Source organism: Saccharibacillus sacchari DSM 19268 (assembly GCF_000585395.1).
Classification (GTDB): domain Bacteria; phylum Bacillota; class Bacilli; order Paenibacillales; family Paenibacillaceae; genus Saccharibacillus; species Saccharibacillus sacchari.
The window spans coordinates 2,864,517-2,886,537 of the sequence record NZ_KK073875.1 but is presented as its reverse complement, the minus strand read 5'-3'; the positions used below and the strand labels follow the sequence as shown (position 1 = coordinate 2,886,537).

Annotated in this window: 13 protein-coding genes; 4 read left to right on the top strand and 9 right to left on the bottom strand. The window is 55.0% G+C overall.

The genetic code is table 11. The features are described 5' to 3' along the window. Positions 1–537 precede the first annotated feature (537 nt). The 3 genes from SACSAC_RS12390 to SACSAC_RS12380 all read right to left on the bottom strand — a co-directional run bounded on the left by SACSAC_RS12390 (position 538) and on the right by SACSAC_RS12380 (position 5,230). Positions 538–1,683, bottom strand: a complete 1,146-nt coding sequence (locus tag SACSAC_RS12390) for a response regulator (protein WP_037286772.1) — start codon at positions 1,681–1,683, stop codon at positions 538–540. 5 nt (positions 1,684–1,688) lie between these two features. Then, the gene (locus tag SACSAC_RS12385) at positions 1,689–2,093 is read right to left on the bottom strand and encodes a LytR/AlgR family response regulator transcription factor (protein ID WP_051507076.1); all 405 of its coding nucleotides are present in this window, start codon (positions 2,091–2,093) and stop codon (positions 1,689–1,691) included. A 92-nt stretch (positions 2,094–2,185) separates the two neighbouring features. Beyond that, positions 2,186–5,230 (bottom strand): hybrid sensor histidine kinase/response regulator, encoded by a 3,045-nt coding sequence (locus tag SACSAC_RS12380; protein ID WP_037286769.1) that lies wholly within the window; start codon positions 5,228–5,230, stop codon positions 2,186–2,188. Positions 5,231–5,474: 244 nt separating this feature from the next. On the opposite strand from SACSAC_RS12380, the gene SACSAC_RS12375 reads away from it, so the two are divergent. Continuing rightward, positions 5,475–6,053, top strand: coding sequence for a TetR/AcrR family transcriptional regulator (locus SACSAC_RS12375; RefSeq protein ID WP_037286765.1), 579 nt, complete (start codon positions 5,475–5,477; stop codon positions 6,051–6,053). A 100-nt stretch (positions 6,054–6,153) separates the two neighbouring features. Here SACSAC_RS12375 and SACSAC_RS12370 read toward each other — a convergent pair whose 3' ends face one another. The 6 genes from SACSAC_RS12370 to SACSAC_RS27080 all read right to left on the bottom strand — a co-directional run bounded on the left by SACSAC_RS12370 (position 6,154) and on the right by SACSAC_RS27080 (position 16,772). Next, complete coding sequence (locus SACSAC_RS12370) at positions 6,154–7,110, bottom strand: helix-turn-helix transcriptional regulator (protein ID WP_037286763.1); 957 nt, start codon at positions 7,108–7,110, stop codon at positions 6,154–6,156. A 32-nt stretch (positions 7,111–7,142) separates the two neighbouring features. After that, positions 7,143–7,988 carry a GNAT family N-acetyltransferase gene (locus SACSAC_RS12365; RefSeq protein WP_051507075.1) on the bottom strand — a complete coding sequence of 282 codons (846 nt, stop codon included), beginning with the start codon at positions 7,986–7,988 and terminating at the stop codon, positions 7,143–7,145. Between the two features lie 34 nt (positions 7,989–8,022). Next, a complete protein-coding gene (locus SACSAC_RS12360) occupies positions 8,023–8,745 on the bottom strand; it encodes a response regulator (RefSeq protein WP_037286761.1) in 723 nt (240 codons plus the stop codon). Next, complete coding sequence (gene dcuS / locus SACSAC_RS12355; RefSeq protein WP_037292733.1) at positions 8,742–10,343, bottom strand: DcuS/MalK family sensor histidine kinase; 1,602 nt, start codon at positions 10,341–10,343, stop codon at positions 8,742–8,744. The genes SACSAC_RS12360 and dcuS overlap by 4 nt, the downstream gene beginning before the upstream one ends. 141 nt (positions 10,344–10,484) lie before the next feature. Continuing rightward, positions 10,485–11,498 (bottom strand): response regulator, encoded by a 1,014-nt coding sequence (locus tag SACSAC_RS12350; protein ID WP_051507074.1) that lies wholly within the window; start codon positions 11,496–11,498, stop codon positions 10,485–10,487. 84 nt (positions 11,499–11,582) lie between these two features. After that, positions 11,583–16,772 (bottom strand): DUF8202 domain-containing protein, encoded by a 5,190-nt coding sequence (locus SACSAC_RS27080; RefSeq protein ID WP_245608736.1) that lies wholly within the window; start codon positions 16,770–16,772, stop codon positions 11,583–11,585. A 267-nt stretch (positions 16,773–17,039) separates the two neighbouring features. Here SACSAC_RS27080 and SACSAC_RS12340 point away from each other — a divergent pair, with 267 nt between their 5' ends. The 3 genes from SACSAC_RS12340 (at position 17,040) to SACSAC_RS12330 (ending at position 21,746) form a co-directional block, all read left to right on the top strand. Further along, positions 17,040–17,915 (top strand): AraC family transcriptional regulator, encoded by an 876-nt coding sequence (locus SACSAC_RS12340; protein ID WP_037286759.1) that lies wholly within the window; start codon positions 17,040–17,042, stop codon positions 17,913–17,915. 189 nt (positions 17,916–18,104) lie between these two features. After that, a complete protein-coding gene (locus SACSAC_RS12335) occupies positions 18,105–20,162 on the top strand; it encodes a YheC/YheD family protein (RefSeq protein WP_037286758.1) in 2,058 nt (685 codons plus the stop codon). Between the two features lie 27 nt (positions 20,163–20,189). Beyond that, positions 20,190–21,746 carry an S-layer homology domain-containing protein gene (locus SACSAC_RS12330; RefSeq protein WP_037286755.1) on the top strand — a complete coding sequence of 519 codons (1,557 nt, stop codon included), beginning with the start codon at positions 20,190–20,192 and terminating at the stop codon, positions 21,744–21,746. Positions 21,747–22,021 lie beyond the last annotated feature (275 nt).

Genomic DNA, 22,021 nt, shown 5'->3' with positions numbered 1-22,021 from the left:
TGGAATGAAATTTTAGTGGAAATTTTCCGAGTTCAAAGGCGTCTCTCGCTGAATTTCTCCCTCCGTTTGGCGCGCGTCACGAATCGGAATTCTCCAAGCTTAACACTGGCTTCGCGGTGTTAGGTAGGGATAAAAACATAAAAATAGCGTTCCGGGAAAGATTCCGGAACGCTATTTTTATGTGCACAGCTGTAGGATGCGTTATGCGTTATGCGTTATGCGTTATGCGTTGCAATGTTGACCTTTTGCGCACATTTTAGCGTGTTTCGGCACTGGATTTTGAAAATGCTGACGGAATATCAACATTTTTCGGATTTTGACTCGAATTTGAGCCAAAATGAAGCAAAATGTTGATCAAAAGTCAGCATCTCAAAAGAAAAGTCGTAAAACTAGTGAAATTGTTGACGCTTTGCACACATTTGGATAGGCTGTTCGCCGAGATTCCCCCAAGCATAGCTGCTCATGGCTCTTTTGGCTTAACCGAGTTATGCGTGCCGTCTTCAAGTTGCGCGAATCCAATGCGCTCGGTGGCGTTTTTCACTCTTCCAATCGTTCATACACCTGGCGAGTCAAAGGCTCCGGTTCTGCGCCCAGTTCTTCTTCGAGGCGCATTTCAAATGCCCGGTAGCATTCGCGCGCCAGACGTTTGTTGCCGGCGAATTGGTGGGCAGACATGAGTTGGCGGCAGATTTCTTCGGCGTAGGGTTCTTCCTCTTGAAGAGAGGTTAGAAGGCGAATCGCCTCGTCGGTTCGGCCTGCGGCCTTTTCTTCTTGGGCCAGTTCAAGGGCCAGGCGGAACCGTTGGCGGTTTAGCTTTTCGGCTCGGGATTCGGCCCATAGGTAGTCGTGGTGTTCCAGGTAGCCGCCTTGGCATAATGCCAACAGGGCCTCGGCCGGATCTATTTTTCCTTTTACCGAACCGATCAGTTCTTCATATTCGCGTTCAAAACGTTCAACATCCGTCTCTACGCCGCCGCGCAGCAGGCGATAGCTCTCTTGGCGATACTCCAGGGCCATCTCCGGTTTGCTCTCCTTCAGCAGCTTGCGAATCTGGTAGACGGAGGTATGCAGGTGCGTAGCGGCCTTGTCGCCCGGCATGCTCGGCCAGAGCAGATCGGTCAGCTCGCCTCGCGGTACCCATTGCTCGCCCTGATGCAGAAGATAGGCGAAGAGTTCCTGCGACTTGGCGGTGCGCCACTTGACCGGACGAACCTTGCGGGCTGCGGAATCATAGAGTTCCAGCCGACGAAACATCAGAACGCCGGGCATTTCTGATGTTTGTGAAGCAGCATCGATCCCCCCCGCAGCAGCCGCCTCCGCTTCCGAAGAGTCCGGAACGATTCGGGCTATCGCCTTTTGCAAGCGCGCAGGACCGATCGGCTTGAGCAGGTAATCGATCGCCTGCAAGTCGAATGCCTCCACGGCATAATCGGAATACGCCGTGACGAAGACGATCGCAATGCCGGGATAGCGCTGCTGGATATGCTCCGCTGCTTCCAACCCGTTCATCTCCGGCATTCCGATGTCCAGAAATACGGCATCGATCCGTTCCTTGTCCAACCATTCGATGCCTTCGCGTGCCGATGTGCATAGCGCTACGGGCTCCAATCGCCCATCGGCACGAATCAGCCGCTCCAGATGTGCCAGTGCGGGCTTTTCATCGTCGATCAGCATTGCTCGCATCCGTATCACTCCACTTTATCTAGTCTTTCTTGCCGCGTATGAACAATGCTTCCGCAGGAACGCCGCAGACGGAGAATCGTCCGCTCCAGTCGCTCCAGCGTCAGCGGTTTAAGCAGGTAATCGAATGCCCGTTGTTCAAAAGCTTCAACCGCATATTCGCGGCTTGCCGTCACGTAGACAACACGCAAGTCCGGCAATTCGCGCAGCAGGCGCTCGGAAGCCGCAAGTCCGGAAATACAGCCGAGACGCGTTTCTATAAATAAAGCGTCGGGTTCAAGACCCCGTGCTTCGCTTAATGCCGCTTCAGGTTCATAGGAGCTGCCAATCAATTCGACGTCGGGATAACCGCCCAACATGCGGGCTGTCCGTGCCAGCGATTCCCGATCGCCATCCAATAGATAAATCCGCATGATTCTCATCCCTTTCCCGGAAAACGCGGGTACTCGTACTTATCATACCGGAAAGGGCTGAACATTTTCTGAACAAGAAAACTGGGAATTTCTTACTTCAACACTGCATTCTTGGGAAGGTCGAATCCGATCTCCGTACCGCTCTCGTTCTCGGAAGAAGCTGATTCAAGCCGTAACGCCGCGCCGTGCAAAGCAGAGAGGCGACGATGAATATTGCGCAGGCCTACGCCGCCCGTTCGACCGGCCATAATCTCGTCGAAATCCTCCGGGGCAAGACCCACTCCATTGTCTCTAACCCGTACGGACACCGTCGAACCAGTATCCCGAATCTCCAATCGGACCACGCCTCCGGCCGAACGCTGCATCACGCCGTGACGAACCGCATTTTCGACCAGCGGCTGAATGCTGAGCGGAGGGACGAACACGCCCACCAGATCATCCGCTTCATATTCAAAGACCAGTCGATCATCGAACCTCGCTTGCTCCAATGCCACATAAGCCTCGACCAGCTCCAGCTCTTTTTGCAGCGGTACAAGACGATCCCGGTTATGGAAGTCAAAGCTCCCTCGCAAATAGTGACTCAGTTCGATCAACAAATCAATCGCCTTATCGGGATCGGTGCTGCATGCGGAAATGATCACGTTCAGCGCGTTGTACAAAAAGTGGGGCTTGATCTGGGCTTGAAGAAACGCCATCTCCGTACGAATCGCTTCTTCCGCCGAACGGCGCATTCCGATCAGGGTACGCACGCGCGCCCTCAATTCGCCGGCATCGACAGGCTTACTCAGAAAATCGCTGGCGCCCGCCTCGAAGCCTGCCCGGATATCCTCCGGCAGCCCTCGCGCGGTGAGCAGCAGAATCGGCAATACGGCCAGCGCATGACGCTCGCGCAATCGGCGGCACAACTCAAGACCCGACATGCCCGGCATCATCCAGTCGGTCACCACCAGCTCGAAGCCGGGCTTTTCCTCCATCAATATGATCGCTTCGGCTCCGCCTGATACGGCCTCTGCCTCGTAACCGGCAGTCGCCAGCAGATTCAGCAGCACCCGCCGATTGACCGGATCGTCATCGACAATGAGCACGCGCCCGGCATCGGCAACCGCAAATCCCGGAGCTTCGGGAACCGTGCCTCTGGAGTGCGGCTCTTCAGCGAACGCCAACACGCCAGTCTGGGAAGCTTCCGGTGCGGATGAAGATACAGGCAGGGTGAAAAAGAAACTTGTACCTTCGCCCGGTGTCGAATCCAACCAGATCCGGCCGCCTCCCAACTCGACAAGCTGCCGGGTAATGCTAAGTCCGAGCCCCGTTCCTTCCATGCCCGACGCTTCGTCCGTACGCTCGAAGCGTCGGAAAATATCAGGCCAGCGTTCTCGCTCGATTCCGATTCCGGTATCCGCGACTTCGACTTTCACCTGATCGCCGTCGACGGATGCGCCGATTCGAATCTCGCCCTGCTCCGTATATTTTACAGCATTGCCTAATAGATTATAGAGAATTTGCCGTAACCGGTCTTCGTCCATTCGTACGCCGGGCAGATCTTCGGAACACTCCTGCACGATCCGAATCGGCTTATCCCCCAGCGTATACGTCATAACCTCGATCACCGAACGGACGACAGAAGGCAGGTGCAAGGTGCGCACGTCCAGACGAAGACGTCCCTCCTTCAAATTCGAGAAATCAAGAATATCGCCGACCAACAGAGACAGCCGCTGACCCGTCGTCATGATCATGGCCAGGTTCTCGCGCTGCTTGGCCGAAGCCGGCCCTGCGGCCCCTTCCAACATGGAGCGGGCAATATTAATAATGCCGTGCAGCGGCGTCCGCAGTTCGTGAGACGTGTTCGCCATGAATTCGTCCTTCAATCCATCCAAGGTCAGCAATCGGCCCGACAATCGCTCCACATCCGCAAATGCCCGGACAAAGCGGCGGATCAAGAGCACGGTCTGCGCCAGCACGAACAGAACCAGCTCGTAGATCGCCAACCACCGCGTATCCACTTGAGCGATTAGATAGATCAGATTCAACAAGATGAATGCGGAAATACTCATCAGTCCCAGCGTGACCAGATACCAATCCTCCGCGCTTCTTTTCACCCAGCGAATCATCACCCAGCCCGTATAGGCCAGACTGAGGAAGGCCACGGAGAGTAAAATACTTTCCATCGTCGAAAAGATCGGCATCGGCAGCACCAAACCCAATACTGCCCCCAATACAGCAAGCGAAGCGTATCCTTGCAGCACCCGCTTGTGAATGATCCCCGGAATCAGTGCATCCATATAGGCGATCAGGAACAGATAGATCAGGTTCGAAGACACGGCTTGGAGTTTCAACATCGCCATATACGGCATGTCCGGAAGGAAATAATCGAGCAGCTTTTCCCCATGCGTCAAAACGTAGATGACCCCGAGCATGCAAAACAGACCCAGATAAAGCTGCGGAAGCTCGCGCTTGTGCAGCACATACAATAATAAAAACAGCATACCCGGCAAAAAGAATCCGCAGAGCGAAGCAAAGTCCCGAATCCAGTCGCCCTGTTTATCCAGCAAAATGACGCTTTCCGGCCCGATGACAATCGAATCGAAGATCCCGCCCGAGGCGTAACTGAAATTCGAGGCCTGCACCACCAGTACCGCTTTGGTCCCGCTCAGGTGAATGAAGCCGGTGTACGGTACGTTTTTCTGTACATCCAAAGTCCGGTCTTCCGAAGGCACGCCGCTTCCTCCGACTTCTTCGCCATTCAGATAGACCCGGCTTGCCATGCGAACATTGGCGACACGCAGTCCGAAATCTTCATCGAAGGACCGACCCAAATCAATCTCCAACCGATAAGTTCCGTAGCCGAGCGGACCGTCCGGCATTGCGTCGTTCCACGCGCCCGGCACCTGAAGCTTGGTTCCTCCCGATGCTTTTTCCGTCAGCTCGGCAGGGTCAACCAATCGTCCGGGGTAAAAGGTCCACTCTCCGTTTAGCGTCGCCGCGCCCCGCTGCGCATAATCCCAGCCGCTCAAATCGACTTTGCCGTCCTCCGCACGGGGCAAGCCGCGCTGCGACGTCATTATATCCATTAGCCCGACCGCAGGCACAATAATGATCAAACAGAAAGCCAATAGGAGAATCAGCCACTTTTTCAGCATCGTATCGCTCTCATTCCTGTTCATTCGGACAAGGCCATAAGGCTCTGCACGCGTTGTAATCGCTTATTTGCACCATTCGAAAAATGGATTTTCACTGAAGATTATACACGGTTTTTCCATTCAAAAGTTCCGATTCGCATAACGGCTTGCGCAAAACGCGATTGCGGCTGTTCGGGCGACCTGCTACGCTAAATGGAAAGAACCGCCAGTACCTTGTCAAGGCTATAGGAAAGAAGGGTGCCGCATGAAAAAGAATCCTCGCAAAAGGCAAATCGTTGAGGCGGCAGCGCGAACGATTGCAGAAAAAGGCTACGAAAGTTCGTCGATCAAGGAGATCGCGGCAGAGGCCGGACTCCCCGCTCCCGGCCTGATTCATTACTACTTCAAAACCAAAGAAGAAATTTTGCGCGAGGTCGTCAAGCAGAGCCGCGAACGGTACGAGAAGGAGTTCGGCGATACGATGCCCGGACGTTCATCCGAGCTATTCGGAGCCGAGGAAGGCGCGCCCCGCAAAACCTCTGACGAGCACGGCCCGGAATGGTACAAACTTCGGTACGAGTTCTTCGCCCAAGGATTGCGGGATACGGCGCTTGCGAACGACGTCTCCCAACTGCTGGAGGTCGGACGCGGAGGCATCGCCGGCGTGCTGGATTCCGCGCTGCTTGGCCTCGGCGATCAGGAGCGCGAATCTCTATCTGCCATTCTTCTTGCCTGCTTCGACGGCCTTGCGCTTCAGAAGCTGCTTTATCCCGAATTGGATCTGGAGAAGACCTATGCGCTGCTGGAAACGATGATCCTGGATCGGTTTCCGGCAGCGGAGTAGCGTTTCTCGGAAGAAAAAACAGGCTTGCTCTTACGAAAAAGCGAACAACCGCGAGATGCCGCATTCGTTCGCTTTTTTTGCGGCGACTACCGAAATTTTTCTACGGCTCGCATCGCCTTAACATATTTTGCAGTTCGTTCCGAAGCAGCACGCGCAGTTCCTCGGGTTCGACTACGTCAAACGTATCACCCAAGCCGAGCAATAGCGGAAGCAGATCCTTGATTTGTCGCATCCGAAAATGCAGCAAATACCCTTCGTCCGCAGGTTCGATCCGTTCCAGATAGTAAGAGCGCAGTTCCTTCACCCGCTCCGCAGCGGACCGGTCGGCGCGTATAACCGCCTGCAGCGTCCGATCGTCCTTGCCCCGATAGTCGGACAACCGAAAACCATCCGGCAGAAGAAAACGTTCCGGCTTGAGCTGCAAATCAGCGATACGGGAAACGCGGAAATGACGAATTTCGCGGCGACGGTCGCAGTACGCAATCAGCATCCAGACGCCGCGTACCAGCGCAATTCCATAGGGGTCGGCCGTACGTCGCAGCTCCGGCGCGGCGATCGAATCTTCCTCGCCCGCTTTCGCATAGGCAAATTCGACTTTTCTTTTCTGCATCACGGCTTCCCGTAAAAGCTCGGCGCGTTCCAGCTCGGCTTCATCTTGCTCTGCTGCCCGATCAGGTGCCAGTCTGGCCGTCTCGCGCAAGTGTCGGACTTCCTCGCGCAGATTGGGCGGCAGAATATGCTCCAGCTTTTCCCCAAACGTCTCCGCTCCTCTACGCACTTTCCCCGCAAAATACCGCTTCGTCAGATCCGCTCCGATCAATGCCGCCAGCGCTTCGTCTTCGGTCAGCATGACAGGAGGCAGAAAATATCCTTCTACCAGCGAATATCCGGTGCCCGGCGTACCGAGCAGCGGAACGCCTGCTTCGCTCAAAGCCTGCATATCCCGATAAATCGTCCGAATGCTCGTCTCGAACGTCTCGGCCAGATCTTCTGCCCGAACCGTCCGTTCCCGCTGGAGGCGGAGCAAAATAGCCAACATTCGATCGGTCTTGTTCAATGGCTTTCCCCCTTCGGACCGCGTCTTTATTTTTATTCCGCTGTTCGCTCTACGAACCGAGTATCCAACAACCGACCGTTTTCTTTAAAACCAATCTTGCGGTAAACCCCGTTCGAATCCGGATTGTCGCAGTCGGCATATAATACGGGCGTAATCCCCTCCGCGTTCAGACGAAGGCAGATCTCGGATACCAAAGCGCTCGCGTAGCCTTTCTTCCTGAACTCGCGCGGCGTATAGACCTCATTGATTCGGCGATACCTCGGAGAAGCCGGAGCCATGTTGGCCATCGCGACAGGTTCTCCGTTCGCTTCCCAGAAGTACAGATTGCCCGAAGAAGCCAGATCCGCCGCTGCCTCGGCCAACGACTCGCTGCTTTGCTCCGTACCGAACGCATCGCGCATAAATCCGGACAAGTATTCGGCAACAACGTCGGCGTCATCCGGCAAAACAACGCGCGCTTTACCTTCAACTCCCGACGGCGGATGTACCTCCCGGCAGACGTAGGATTCCAATTGCATATTCGATCGATGGTCCAAACCATGCGACTGCGCATAGCGTTCAGCGAAAAAAACGACCGTCTCCGGCTTGCCGTGCACGCCGCCGAGTTCGATTCCCCGGCGATCCGTCTCCTCCATAAGCGCCAGCATCCGCCCTTCGCGCTCTTCTTGACTCAGGCTTGAATCCATCCATAGCCAGCCGTTCCGCCCCGGCGTGCGCACGAAGAGCAGCCGATGATCCCCGGCCTTCAAACGAAGCGACGAAGGATCGGAAGCAATCCCGTGCACGAGATCATATCGGGCCTCGTCATCCGTAAACGGAGCCTGGTTCAGCACCGAATCTCCCGGCTCAAAATCATACAGCTTTTCATTCCGTTCCATAAGGCCTTCTCCTTTTCTGTTAGTCGATTCGGATTCACACGTAAGCGGAAATCAAACTTCGGGCTTCCGGCAGTATCCGATACCGCTGTACCGGACGCCCCATTCCGCCGTACTTCGCTTCCATCTCCAGCACGTTCAATTCATGCAGCAGCGTCAGATACTTCCCGGCCGATACCCGCGACAGCCCGGCGGCGTTCGCAATCTCCTCCGCTGAAAAAGCAGCTTCCGGCGCTGCCTCGACAGCTTTCCACACCAGGCGCAGCGTCGGCTTCGTGCAGCCTTTCGGCAATGTGGCTCCGCGAACTCCTGCTTCGTTCAAAGTGCTCGCATTGGGACGCGTGAGCGCGTCAAGCTGTGCCTGATCGAGGTTGGAGCGATCGCGCAACATTCGATTCCGTTCCCGATAACCGTCAAGAGCCTCCCGAAAGCGCGCAAATTCGAAGGGCTTAATGAGGTAGTCAACGACTCCGTTCTGCAAAGCCTGCTGAATACTGCCTTTATCGCTGGCCGCCGAGATCACGATCACATCCAGCGGACGACCCCGACGACGGATCTCGGCCAGCAAAGCCAGACCGCTTTCCGCCTTCATGTACAGGTCAAGCAGAACCAGATCGATCTCCTCGGCTTCAAGCAGCGTCAACGCCTCATCCGGCGAAGATGCCCAGCCCATGCAACCAAATCCTTCGACCTGCTCCAAGTAAAAGCGATTCATCTCTGCGACCATGGGGTCGTCTTCCACGATAAGCACCCGAATCATGGCTCTTCCTCCTTTTCTGTTCGATAAGGAAGTTCCACCGTGAACCGGGCCCCGTGAAATTCCCCTGTTTCGCGATGAAACCATACCGAACCGCCCAAGCGTTCCGTGCTGCGGCGAACGAGATACAATCCGATGCCCCGATCGTCTCCTTTCGTGGAATAGCCTTGTTCATACATATTGTCCAACGACTCGACGGAGATTCCGGTTCCGTTATCTCGCACTTGGATCACCAGACGATCGTCTTGATGCCTGAAACCGAGATAAACTTCTTTCGATACACCTTCGCGGCGGGGAGCTTCGATCGCATTTTCCAACAGATTGCCTACGATGGTCACAAGTTCCCGCGAAATCGACGGTTGGGCCGCTTCAGGCAGAATTCCTTGTTCATCCACCGTCAGTCGAACGCCCGTTTCTCTTAAGCGACTGAGTTTCCCCAGCAAAAATCCGGTCATGACCGGGTCCTTAACCTGGTTGGTCACAACGCCGGCTTCGATCTGGAGGCTCGGAACGACTTCTTGCAAATAACTGCTCAGGCGATCATAACGCTTCATATGGTTCAAGCCCATGATGATATGCAGCTTGTTCATGAATTCATGAGTCTGGGCCCGCAAAGCTTCGGCATAGAGCGAAATGCCCGACAGACGCTCCGACAGCAGAACGATTTCCGTCTTGTCGCGGAAGGTAGCCATCGCGCCTTCGATTCGTCCCTCGATATGAATCGGCACGACATTGACGAGCAGCGCCGCGCCTCCCGTCTCCACCTCCAGATCGCAAATCGGTTCACCGGCCGACACGACCCGGTCCATTCGGATCAACGAGCGAAAATCCGACTCCGGAGAGTTTGCCGTCTCGCCGATCATGCGCTTGGCCTCGGCATTCATCAACGTAATATGCAGTTCTCGGTCTACCGCAAGAATTCCTTCTTTGGCCGATTGAAGCATGGCGCTGCGTTCTTCCAACACGCGCGCGATTTCATGCGGTTCCATGCCGAACATCATTTGTTTGAAACGACGAGCCAACAAAACTGCTCCGATCGCTCCCGATAATCCGCCGATTAGAATAGCCCCGTACAACAATCCCATGTTTTGCCCGATCGCGTCCTGAATGCTGCCGATCGGTAAACCTACGGCTACGGCGCCGATTTGCTGACCGTCTTCTCCGTAGATCGGGGAAAATGCCCGTACGGACCTGCCCAAAGAACCCGTCGCCGTCGAGATCGTCTCTTCCCCGCGCAGCACGGGTTGTTCGTCTCCGCCGATAAAACGCTCGCCGATCCTCGAAGGATCGGGATGCGACAATCGAATGCCTTTCATATCGATCACGACAACGAACTGAATATCATTGGCCTGCCTGACGTCTTCGGCATAAGGCTGCGCGATAGCCGGATTTCCGCCCGGGGAGAGCGCCGACCGGATCGTCGGCGAGCAAGAAACGGTACGGGCAATACCGGCTGCCCGCTGCTCCAATCCGTTTCTCGTATAATTCGAAATTTGAATGCTGATCATGGCGTACAAAGCCAATAGGGCCACGGCTACCACGGTTAACACCATAAATGTAATCGTTATTTGCAGGCCTATCCTGAATCTTCCGATCTTCATCCGCATCCCTGCCTTCTTCGCGATTCTTACGCATTGTACGGCAAGCCCCCGTCGCTCGCGATGAACAAAGATACATCGGCGCAAAAAGAAGCCCTCCGATCGAATCGGAAGGCTTCGGGCTTGAAGAGGAACAGGTTCGGATTAAGGACGTTCAGATGCCGACGCATGTTCGATCGGCACCAAGCTTGGCAAAACGTTCGTCAAGTGAAGCCGGTGCAGCATGGAGTTTGCCTCTTCGTCCATTCCGTGCGAATGGTAGAATCCGGCCAAGCGACAGGCGTTATCCAGCCACAGTTCCCTCAGTCTCAGACGCTCTTCCAACGCCCAGCTATAATCCGATTCCTGCAAGTAATCTCCGGTATACGCGTTCAACACGGTCTCGTAACGACTCGCGGTATCCCGGCCGAGCGACGGTAATGCAAGGAGCGATTGCTCCCATAGATCGACGTCAAGCCGAACCGTTCCGAGATCCAATCGATATCCCGCCGCCGGACCTCCTTTGGCGATTGTGATATGCAGTCCTTCGCTTTTCAACACCGCCCTAATGGTATAAATCGTGTTATAAAGCTGCGCGGCTGCGCGCTCGGCATCGAATTCCGGCCACAGCAAGCGGAACAAGCTTTCCCGGCTGACCATATGTCCCCGATGATGCAGCAAGTAGGCGAACAATTCCTGCGCTTTGGTCGTTCTCCATCTCGGATAAGCCGTTTCCGAGTTCGGGCGCCGAATCGTGAGCGAGCCGAGACAAACAAGCCGCGAATCGGCAGTTCCGTCCGATATCGCCTGCGCGCCGTGCTCGGATCTTCGGCGGGCCATGCCGATCGTCCGCGCAAGACGGATATGATCGACGGGCTTACGCATATAGTCCAGAGGATATACCGCGTAAGCTTCAAGCGCATGGCGATCGGAGCACGCGGTGAATACGATATCGACTACGGGATCGGCCGCACGGATTCGGGCCGCCAGCTCCAATCTGCCGTTTGCTTGCGCGTCCAGATCGAGGAACACGATATCCGGTGCCAATTCTTTCAATCGTTCTTCGAGCCGGGCGCCTTTTTCCGACATGCCCACAACCTGAATGCCGTCCTCTTGTTCCAGCATTGCTTTTAAACGCAGCAGCTCCGTACGTTCTTCTTCTACCAGCAGCGCCCTCATCTTTCATTCCCCTTTCCCGAAGGTGTAAGTCGGTGTAGCAAAAACCCCGCCCGGCTTTGCCGAAACGGGGATTTGCGCCGCTGTTTAATTTGCGGATGTCCATTCTTCTCCGCCATTGTCGCGGTCTGCGTAAGCATGATCCAATGCCGCTTCCATCAGATCGGCGTAAGCCCAATGTCCGGGCTGCACATCCGGCCAGTTCGATGTCGGCGCGCCGTGCAGCGGCCCGCGTTCGAACAGACGGTTCAGAATCGTAACGGCTTCACTACGAGTCAACTCCTGCTGCGGGCGGAAAGTTCCGTCCGGGTAGCCGGTCATGATGCCCTTGCTTTGAACGGCGGCAATGATTCCGCCGGACCAGCCGTTAGCACGCACGTCCGGGAACGAACCGGACGCATCGCCTTTGCTCAGGCCCAGATAGTTGAACGCGATCGAAGCCATTTCTTCGCGCGTAATTGCGCCGTCAGGCTTGAAGCTTTCGTCGATATAGCCTTTCATCCAGCCGGCTTCGACGACTTGCCCGATGTAATCGTGTGCCCAATAACGGCTGCGCGAATCGCTGAAGGCCGAAGCTTTCGCAGATGCCGTCGGCGATGCAAGCACGCCCAGACGCGTCAGCATGGCCGCCATTTCGGCACGAATCACCTTATTGTCGGGACGCAGCGTGCCGTCCGTATACCCTTGGATATAAGCCTCGTGATGCTGCGATTCGCCCAAATGCACGATCGTGAAGTTGCTGAACTTTTGAATCCCGAAGCGCAGGCCGAGTTTGTTGCTGCCCGCCGCGGCCTCATCCATCGTCACGACTTCGCCGCGCACGACTTCCTTGGTTCCGTCGCTATGCTCGATATAGACGCCCAGTTCGCGCAGGAAACTCTCGCGTTCCGTCGCGTTTGCCGGCAGCTTGGTTCCGTCCAAAGGCAGAACCAACGTAACCGGACGGCTCGAAATATTAGTCTCGATCGTCATCGGTCTGGAAACGACTCTCGCCGCTTCATTGCCGCTCAGTTCGCGTACCACTTGTTCGGTGACGGCGCGATTCTCGACTTGCTGACGCTCTTGTTGCTGCTTGATCGGCACGAGGCGGAAGTACAGATCGTCCGTCCAACCTTGCAGCGAAGAAGCAGGCACGATCACGGTACCGTTCGGATTATGAATCTCCAAATCGATCGCGTTCTTTTGCAGCAGCGCCACGGTTTCTTTCGGAATATTCACATTCACTTCGGATACCGCATCGCTCGGGTCCGGAATCAAAATCCGGGCCGTCGGATCGTTTTTGGCCAACGCCTTGTCGATCGCTTCCTGCGCCTTAGTCGGCGTGAAAGCAACAAGGTCGCTTAGCGAACCGTCGGCATTGGTGGTGCGTTCCAACTCGACCTTCGTGATGTCGCTCAGGTCCGCGGAGCCCGAAGCCACGTCCACGGAAATAATCTGCTTGGTCGGCGCCGTCGTCGATACCGGAGGTGCCGAGACGACCGGAGGAACAGACGGCTGGGAAGGCGTAACGACAGGCGTCGTCGGGTTCGACGGTTCCGTCGGTACAAGGGCAAGTCCCGAGCGGGCCGCGTTCAGGCGACTCAATGCCGCGTCAACCTGAGCTTGGGTAGCCGTTTTGTCATTCAAGACTTGCGCAGCTTCGTTCAAAGCTTGCTGCAATTCATTCCAGGTCGCAGGCGTGTAAGATGCGCCGTTAAGATTTTCGCCGACGATCTGGTTATATCGCTGTTGCAAAGCCGTTTTGTCAGTACTTGCGAGAACCGTAAAGGTTCGGATCTTCACAGCGGTTTGATTATTGCTGACGGCTGTCGCTTCGACCGTATACGTTCCCGGAGGAAGCAACTCTTCAGAATCAAAACTCCATTCCCCTGTGATCGGGTCGACCCCAGCAAGACCGCCCGCTCCTGTAATGATATGACCTTGCGCGTCGCGGATCACGACGGTAAGCGATTCTGTGACCAAATCGGCCGTACCCGTGAAGGCCGGTTTGCCGGTGATCGGGCTCGGACGCGTGATTGTAAGTTCGGCGCCGAATCCGTTATAAGCCGTATCGCTGAAGCTTCCTACGCTTTGTCCGTTCAATCCTTCCAGATTGCCCGATGCCGAATCGTAAGATACGCCGACCTGATCGACATTCGTTAGATCGAGTTCCGCCGGAAGTTCGATTAAGACCCGAGTCGGTTCAAGCGGATCGACGATGATGTTTGCCGGATCGATCGGAACGTCCGTGTTGCCCACTCGAACCGTAAAGCCTGCCGGCGTCTGTCCGTCGAAAGTCACGCTACGATCTAAAGTAATCGCGATGCGAGAGCCAGAAGCATCTTTTTCTAACACGGCATTATCGAAGGTAGCTCCCAGCGGCTCCAGGCCTTCATAAGTCTCGGATAGTTCCTTGAGCGCCTGATCAATCTGCGCCTGCGAAGCTTGAGGATTATCCAATTGATTTTTTGCCGCCGTCAATTTGGTTTGCAGAGCCGTCCAACTTTCAGGCGTATAATCCTCTTGTTTCAGCGTTCCCAGGTGGTTGTCGACCGAAGAGACTTTTGTGCCCAGCGCTGTTTTGTCCGCATGCGCGAAGGTGAAGAAGTTCCCTTCGGACAGCTGATTGCCGCTTAACGTGATCCGGCCGTTTTCATCCAGCGGGAAGAAGCTCGCATTGCCGAGATCTTCCTGACTGCTGACCACCAGATAATATTGCTCCGGCTGCGAAGCGTCCCGCTGCGCGATATCCGCCTGAAGCGTTACGTCTTGATTGGTCCAGCCGCTCGTGTCGACTTTATGGAGGCGTTCCATTCGTTTGAGCGACACGTCCTGAGCTTGTTGGATGCTTTGCGTGTAATCCGCGCTTGCTCCGTTGTCGCCAAATGTAAAGAAGGCAAGATCGGTAGCAAACTCATTCAAATTAGCCGAGTTGGTTGCTTTGATTTCATTGCCCAACGCCAGCGTCACAAGGGCGCCGCTTTCTTGGGCTTTGGATTGCTTTTGCTTCAAATCGCTGGCATCGTCTCTGCCGATGCTTGTAATCCGATTCGTGTATGCGCCGTTGACGGCGGCTAATGAGTTCCAAATTTTGTTGCCTTGCGAATCAAGGTACGACGTATCGTCCGGATTGCCCGGAGCGATCGTGTATCCGTGCTTGATCGCCAGATAAGTGCTGACTTGTTGGCGTTCAAGATCGGTGAGCACGCGGTCATAGACGATGATGTCCAGAATGGTTCCGTCCCAATAGTAGTTGGAAACAGAAGCCGGGATGACTTTGCCGATCACGGCTCCGTCAAGCGTTCCGGTATCCCATTTTTTCGGAACGTCTTGTCCGAGTCCATTGGGCTGATCATCTTCGACTCTTTTCATTTTGCTGTACAATCTGGCTTGGTTCGCGGCGTCTCCGTTCTCTCCGCCCGTCCATGTCAAAAATTGTTCATGAGGAAAGTCGTCGTTCATCAGATTCAGAACCGAGTACATCGTTTGGGAGCGGTCCGTCGAAGAGTTCATGGGCGTCAATCCGACTCTGCTTTCGTTTCTAAGCATACCGACAGCAGTATTCGAACCGTTAGCCGTTCCCCATCCAATCACATAACCGATCGAGTTTCCCACGGTGTCCGACTTCGCGACAGCAACGATCGTTCGGGCTTTTTTGCCGAGCGGAAGCTTATTCACGTCCAAAGTCAGATAATCGTTGGCAAAGTCCAATACCGGATTGAAATTGATATTATGAGACGCGTCGTCCCAGTACGTCGGCTGCGCAGCCGACGTCGGCTGAGAAGCGTCGTTGCCGGACGGGCTCTGATCTTTCCACTCCGCTACTGCGCCGCCGCTGTTTTGCTGAATGCCCCGGTCGGATCTCATCCACAGTACCGGCGAAGCGACGCCTCCCGGATCGCCCGGAACCAGATTAGCCGTATCCACGTAGGCAAAGGTGAAGAACGTTCCGTCCGGCAGGCTGCCGCTACTGAGTGTAACCTCTCCGTTCGCGTTCAACGGATGCAACTGCGCGTTGCTCATATTCGCCGCCGCGGAAGAAATCAAATAATACTGTCTTCCCGACTGCTGAACCGCGCCGTCCGCTTTTAACGTGATCGGTTCATTGGTCCAATCGCCGGTTGCTTCTACCTTATGGATGCGCGGCATATGCTTCAACTCAAGCAAGGAAGAGCCGCTTCCGCTGCTGAGATCAACGGTGTAACCGGTGCTGCCCCCGTTGTCGCTGAAGCTGTAAAATGATTGGTCGGCAGCGAATGCCGCGACATTGGCTTCATTGGAACCCGCAATCGCCGTCCCCAGCGCCAAAGTGACGATCCCTTGGGCATCTTGGGCTTTGGATTGCTTCTGTTCCAAACCGCTAGCGTCGTCTCTGCCGATTCCGGTAATCCGGTAGCCATAGCCCAGGTTATCGCTTGCATCCCAGATTAGACCCAAGTCGCTGGCGAGATAATCGACATTGGCTTCACTGTTGTTTTTCAACGTGATGCCGTATTTAAAAGCCAAGTAACTATTGACCTGCTGACGCTCCGTATCCGAAAGCTTATGATCAAATACGATCATCTCGGATACCGGCCCTCGATTCACGGAATTATGCGCCGCGCCAAAGTAGTATGTGCTCGGCGAGGTAACCGGACTCGAAAAGTCCACTTCATTTGTTGTCGAACGCAGCGCCTGTCCCCCGCTTACATTCAATGTCCACTCGTCGGGAATGCTGGATACGTTCAATATGTTCGCTTTCGTCAAATCTACTTGGGTCATATCAAGCTCGCTTGAAGAATTCGTAATCGTGCGATGCGTTTTGGAACCGAAGTAAGAAGTAATGCTGCCCGAAGAAAGATATCTGCTTGCAGCCGTATACCCGCCTCCCAGCTCCCATGGATAACCGGTAGAAGCGGAAGGCGTCGATTGAACCGAAAATACTTCCCGTTCATCAACGCCGCTTGCCGCAAACTCTCCCGATACAAGTGTTCTGAAATAATCATAACCGGTGTAAGCGGCATTGAAATTTAAAGAAGCAGCTTTATAAGCGGCGGCGGTTCCTTTAGAGTTGGACGTCCAAGTTCGCGTAACGTTCGGCGCCAAATCCGTCAGTGCCGCGATTTTCTCGCCTTCCTGCTTATCCGTGCTTCTTCCGACGTCGACCCACGAAATCAGCCCTGTTCCGACCCCGCCCGGAACAGGCTGCGGCGGTGCCGCTTCCGTTGCTTGCGTGCCGAGCCCCGTCAAACTTCCGAGGACCAGCATTGCCGCCATCGCGAGTTTGAACCCCTTGTGCAAACCCGCTTCTTTTTTCATCTTGAACAATTCATTACCCCTCCCGATAAAATGATCTGCATTCTTCTCCAGCGTGCCTTATCGGCAACCTTGCGCAAGCATATCAAAGCCGCATCTACAAAAAATATACAAGTCGCTTTTCCGCTACAAACCCTCGATGCGCTGCACCGTACATGATCTTGAAACATGATCGCAAGCCCCTTGCGCCAACCCGTTTAAATCAGAACGCAAAAGGTCGGATCGGTGTCGTCGATTTTTGATAACTTAAGAAACAAGGAGGGACATGCCGTGGATTTTTTGAAAAAGATGAATGAAGCGATGACTTATATCGAAGAACATTTGGATCGTGAAATCGACTTGAAACACGCAGCGCGGATCGCCGTTTGTTCGGAGCATCATTTCAAGCGAATGTTCTCGTTTCTGGCGGGCGTGACGCTGTCCGAATACATTCGGCGCAGAAGGCTGACGTTGGCGGCATTCGAGCTGCAAAGCGGAGAGGAGCGCGTGCTCGATCTGGCGCTCAAGTACGGATATGATTCGGCCGACGCGTTCACGCGGGCTTTCCGGCAGTTGCATGATGTCACGCCTTCCGAAGCGCGCCGCGGGGGACATCTGCTGAAAGCCTATCCGCCTATGACTTTCCGGTTAACGATAGAAGGAGGAAATCAAATGAATTATCGCATTGCGGAAAAAGAAGCTTTTCGGGTTGTGGGGATTATGAAACGGGTTCCGATCGTGTTCAACGGGGTGAACCCGGAGATTGCCGCAATGTGGCAGAGTCTCGATATGGAGAAGATCGGGATCATGAAGGAGTTGTCGAACACCGATCCGATCGGCCTCGTCAGCGCATCGACGAATTTCTCCGAGGAGCGCATGGAGGAAAAAGGCGGGTTGGATCATTACATCGGAGCTGCCACCACCCTTTCGGCCCCCGACGGATGGACTTCGCTTGAAATTCCGGCGTCCACCTGGGCGGTATTCGAATCAGTCGGCAAATTCCCGGATACTTTGCAGGATATTTGGGGACGCATCTATTCGGAATGGTTCCCGTCGTCTGCTTATCAGCAGGCTGAAGGACCGGAGATGTTATGGAATGAGATGCGGGATCAGAACGCGCCCGATTATCGGAGCGAGATTTGGATTCCGGTGTCGAAAAGGCTCTAACCTAAAGGCCGCCATCCGTCGAAATTCGTATTCTTAGGAAGCTTTGACATATTCTAAAAAAATCACTTTGAAGGTTTGAACCTCCAAAGTGATTTTTTATTGGAATCAGACCTTGAAAACCTTCAAAAAAATCCAGTTTCGACCGAAGTATAACTTAAATTTGTTTCTTTACTCGAACAGGAGGTTTTCATGTTAATCGGCGTCTACCATCGCAGCGATCCGTTCGAATCCGTCGGCCGCAGCCGTATCGATGCGCTCATCGCGGAGGCGGAGCTGCAAGGCATCGAATTGTGCTTTTTCAGCGTCAACGGAATCGATACGGAACGCGGAACCGTTACGGCACTGCATCCGCGTAACGGCCAATTCCATCAACGCGAGACGCCGTATCCGGACGTTGTGCTAAACGAATCGCCCGAACTTTCCGCCATGCGTCCCGAACAGGAAAAAATTCTCCGTACTGAGGTCCCGTTCGCCGTTCATTTGATCGGCAACAAAGAGAGCGTTACCACATATCTGCAAACCGACTACGCCGAGTTCTTGCTCCCTACGGAAAAGCTTGAGTCTCCGGCCGCGGCCGAGACGATGCTGAAGTTGTACGGCGACATTATCTTGAAGCCGTCAGATGGACGGCGGGGCGGCGGAATCGTCCGCGTCAAAAATGAAGCGGGCAGCCGTTATCGGTTCGAAGAAAGCAGCGGTGCTTCCCGTTGGAAGGATTTGCGCGAGCTGCGCAAATCGCTTCGCAGTTTGATCGCCAAGCAAACCTATCTCGTTCAGCCTTACCTGCCGACACTGACCGCTCAAAACGAGCCTGTTGATTATCGGGTGCATGTTCAGCGCGACGGCAACGGCGACTTCCAGGTTACGCGTACGTATGCACGCGTCGGGCGTCCGGGCGGATTCGTCAGCAACCTCAGCGCAGGCGGCCGAAGCCCCGATTTGGAAGAAACGCTTCGATCTTTGTACGGAAACGAAGCTGACGCTATGCGGATCAAGCTGGAACAAACGGCTCTTCGGCTGGCGGAAGCCGTCAACCGTCCGTATCCGTTTTTATGCAACGAGTTGGGAATTGATTTGTTGATGAACGAGCAAGGCCGCATTTATTTTCTTGAAGCCAACGCTTCGCCGGAAACCCGCGATCACGAGGACTTGCGCGCCGTGAGGCTTTTCCATTTCTGCCGTCATCTGCACGAGGTCCGAAGCGGTCTTGTCCGCAACCGTCGCTCGATCGGAATGCTCGTTGCCGAAAAAGACGAAGATTTCCGTCTGCACGACGCCATGGCTTTTGCCAGCGCCGCCCACGAAACCGACTTCTTTTGGTTCCGTCCCGTCGACGCGGCTTACGATTCTCCATTGCTGAAAGCCATGGTATTTCAAGGCGGGAGTTGGGCAGCACAGTACCGCCGCCTGCCTGACGTCGTGTACGATCGCCTCAAAGAGCGCGGGTTGCGACGTTCGGAAAAAGCGTATGCCCGACTGCAAAGCATTCCCAACACGCACTCGCGACCTGCCGGAAGTTTCAACAAAGTGAAAGCGTACGAGATGCTGGCAGGCGATCCGGCGGTAGAACCGCACTTGATTCCGTATATGGCGCTGGACTCGGCGGAACGCGCGTTGGAGTTTATTGCGGCGCACGGTCAAACGGTGATCAAGCCGAGCGGCGGGACGAAAGGCTCCGCCATCATCGTGGTGCAAAGGGAAGGCGAGCATTACCGAGTCGACGATCCGGTGTACAGCCACCTGCTCGGCGCCGAGCAATTGTCCGCCCTGCTTGAAGGCTTGGCGGCCAGCAAAGACATGGTTCTGCAAAAATTCATCGACAGCGTCACCCCGGAAGGCTTGCCGTTCCATATACGCGTCCATCTGATTCGGGACGCGGAAGGAGTCTTCCGGATTATCGGTCATATGCCGTACATCTCGACGCAGCAGCGGCATAAAGTCGTGAATCATCATTCCAACCTGCGCGCCTTCACGCAGTGGTACTGGTTCTTGCCCTACCAGTTCCCCGGACGCGAAGAAGAGATGGACGCGAAGATCGATAGCTTTGCCTATGCCGTAGCCGCCCGGATCGAAGAGCGTCTGGAGCACCGCCTGTGGGAAATCGGACTCGATCTCGGGATCGAACAGGACGGTTCCATCTGGTTGTACGAAGCAAACATGAACAAGGTCGGCGTCATCAATCGGGAACTGGAAGCCTCCGCTTTACTGGTTCCTTCCTGCATCCGTCTGATGAAATTCACTCCCTAACCCACTTCAAGATCAGGAGCGTGCCTTATGAGCAAACAGAAAAATGCAGCCCGCAAAAACAGCAAGAAGAAAGTCATCCTTCGCTCAGCCGTATTGACCACCGGCCTTACTGCACAGCTCCTGTCCAGCGCTCCGGCTATTTCCAATGCCGACCCGGCAGCCTACGACGGCGATTCCTTCACTTATTTGAGCCAGTATCTGGGCATCGGCGCGGCATATGCCGAACCGACAGACCATCCGAATGCGCAGCTGGACCTGACGGAAGGCGAGTCGGGAGGAGGTAGCCCGGGCGGAAATACGGGTGGCGGAACTGTACTCCCAACTCCCGAGCCTTCTTATGTGTATACACCTGTTGATACGCCTACTGCCTCAACAACAAATTCGACAGAAGAATCGATTCAAGTCCTCGCCGTATCCGCGGGCGATCTGACCGGAAGATCGGCCAGCCTGATCCGCTCGACCGGACAAAGCGGTACGCCAAGGGCGGAGTTGCGACTGAACGCGGAAGGCCTTACTCTGGCTTCGCAACAAGCCAAGCGCGGAGAAACTTTAGCATACCGCCTGCCTCAGCTGAAAGCCACCGATATGCAAATCGTGTTCGACGGCAAAACGCTGGCGCCATTGGCCAACAATACGAATAAGCTTTCCGTCAGCACCGCCGACGTCGGCATCGTATTCCCGGTCGATCGGTTGCGCCTGAGCCAAGCGGCCGAACGGCTAGGCGTCTCTTCCGATCAGGTACAGATTCGCATCCAGATCGAAAAGTCGGCAGCAATAACGAGTGAAAGCGCATGGAGAAAAATTGCCGGAGCCGTTCCGGTAGGCGATGCCTACACGTTCCGGATGTTGGCAAGCAGCGGCACGAAAGCCGCCGAAATCACCGGCTACGACAAGCGCTACGGGCAACAAATGATTCCGGTTCCGGAAGGCTCGGACACCGGCAGGCTCGGAGCGGTTATGTTGGTCGACGGCAAATATGTGCCGATTCCGGTTACGTTCAAAGACGGTCAAGCCGTTCTGCATACGACAGGCGGCAATCCTGTTTTGTTGGTTCGATATGAATTGCCGGCCGCGTCGGGCAAATGGTTCGATAGCGCCCTGGGCGAAGCTTCCGTCAAAGGCATTCTTGAAGATCGCGAGCCTTCTTCGGCACTGGACCGCGAATCTTTTGCCCGCATGACAGTAAGAGCGCTCGGTCTTGAAGCCTACGGCGCAGACGCCTCTTCGCTTGCGGCGCTGCGCAGCGCCGGATTGCTGGACGGACTGCCGGACAACGCGCAGACAGGCGGAGCCATCACCCGCGAAGAAATGATCGCGATTCTGGTCAACGCCAGCCGGCAATTCGACCTGCCGATGGGCACGCTGAGTACACCGAGCGGCACAAGCGCGCAGGATGCCTTCCCGGATTCCGGAAGCATCTCCGATTGGGCTAGCTCTTATGTCGAAGCAGCCTACGCCGCAGGATTATTCCAGGGCGACCGCGGACAGATCGTAGCGCAGCGGCAAGGCACGGCCGGAGAAGCGGCGGCTTTGTTGGTAAACCTGTTACACAGTACAGGATTGGGCGACGTCTCCACGAAGTAGAGACTTTGATCAACTTAGCTGATTGACATAAAGAAGAAGCGAGGGCATGAGCCTTCGCTTCTTTTTGTAGTTCCTATTCGTTGATTGGCTTCGCGGGGCGCTGCGGGAGGAATTCGTTCCGGTCGCGTGTTGCATTTGGGAAGCTGAATTGGATTTTATAAAGGAAGCTTCCCAAATACAAAGGCGACCGCTAACGCTCCTACACTGAATTCCTCCCTCCGCTATGGCTTCGCCTTCAAATAGGAGCTTAAAAGCGTCCTTGCTAAAAGTGGGAC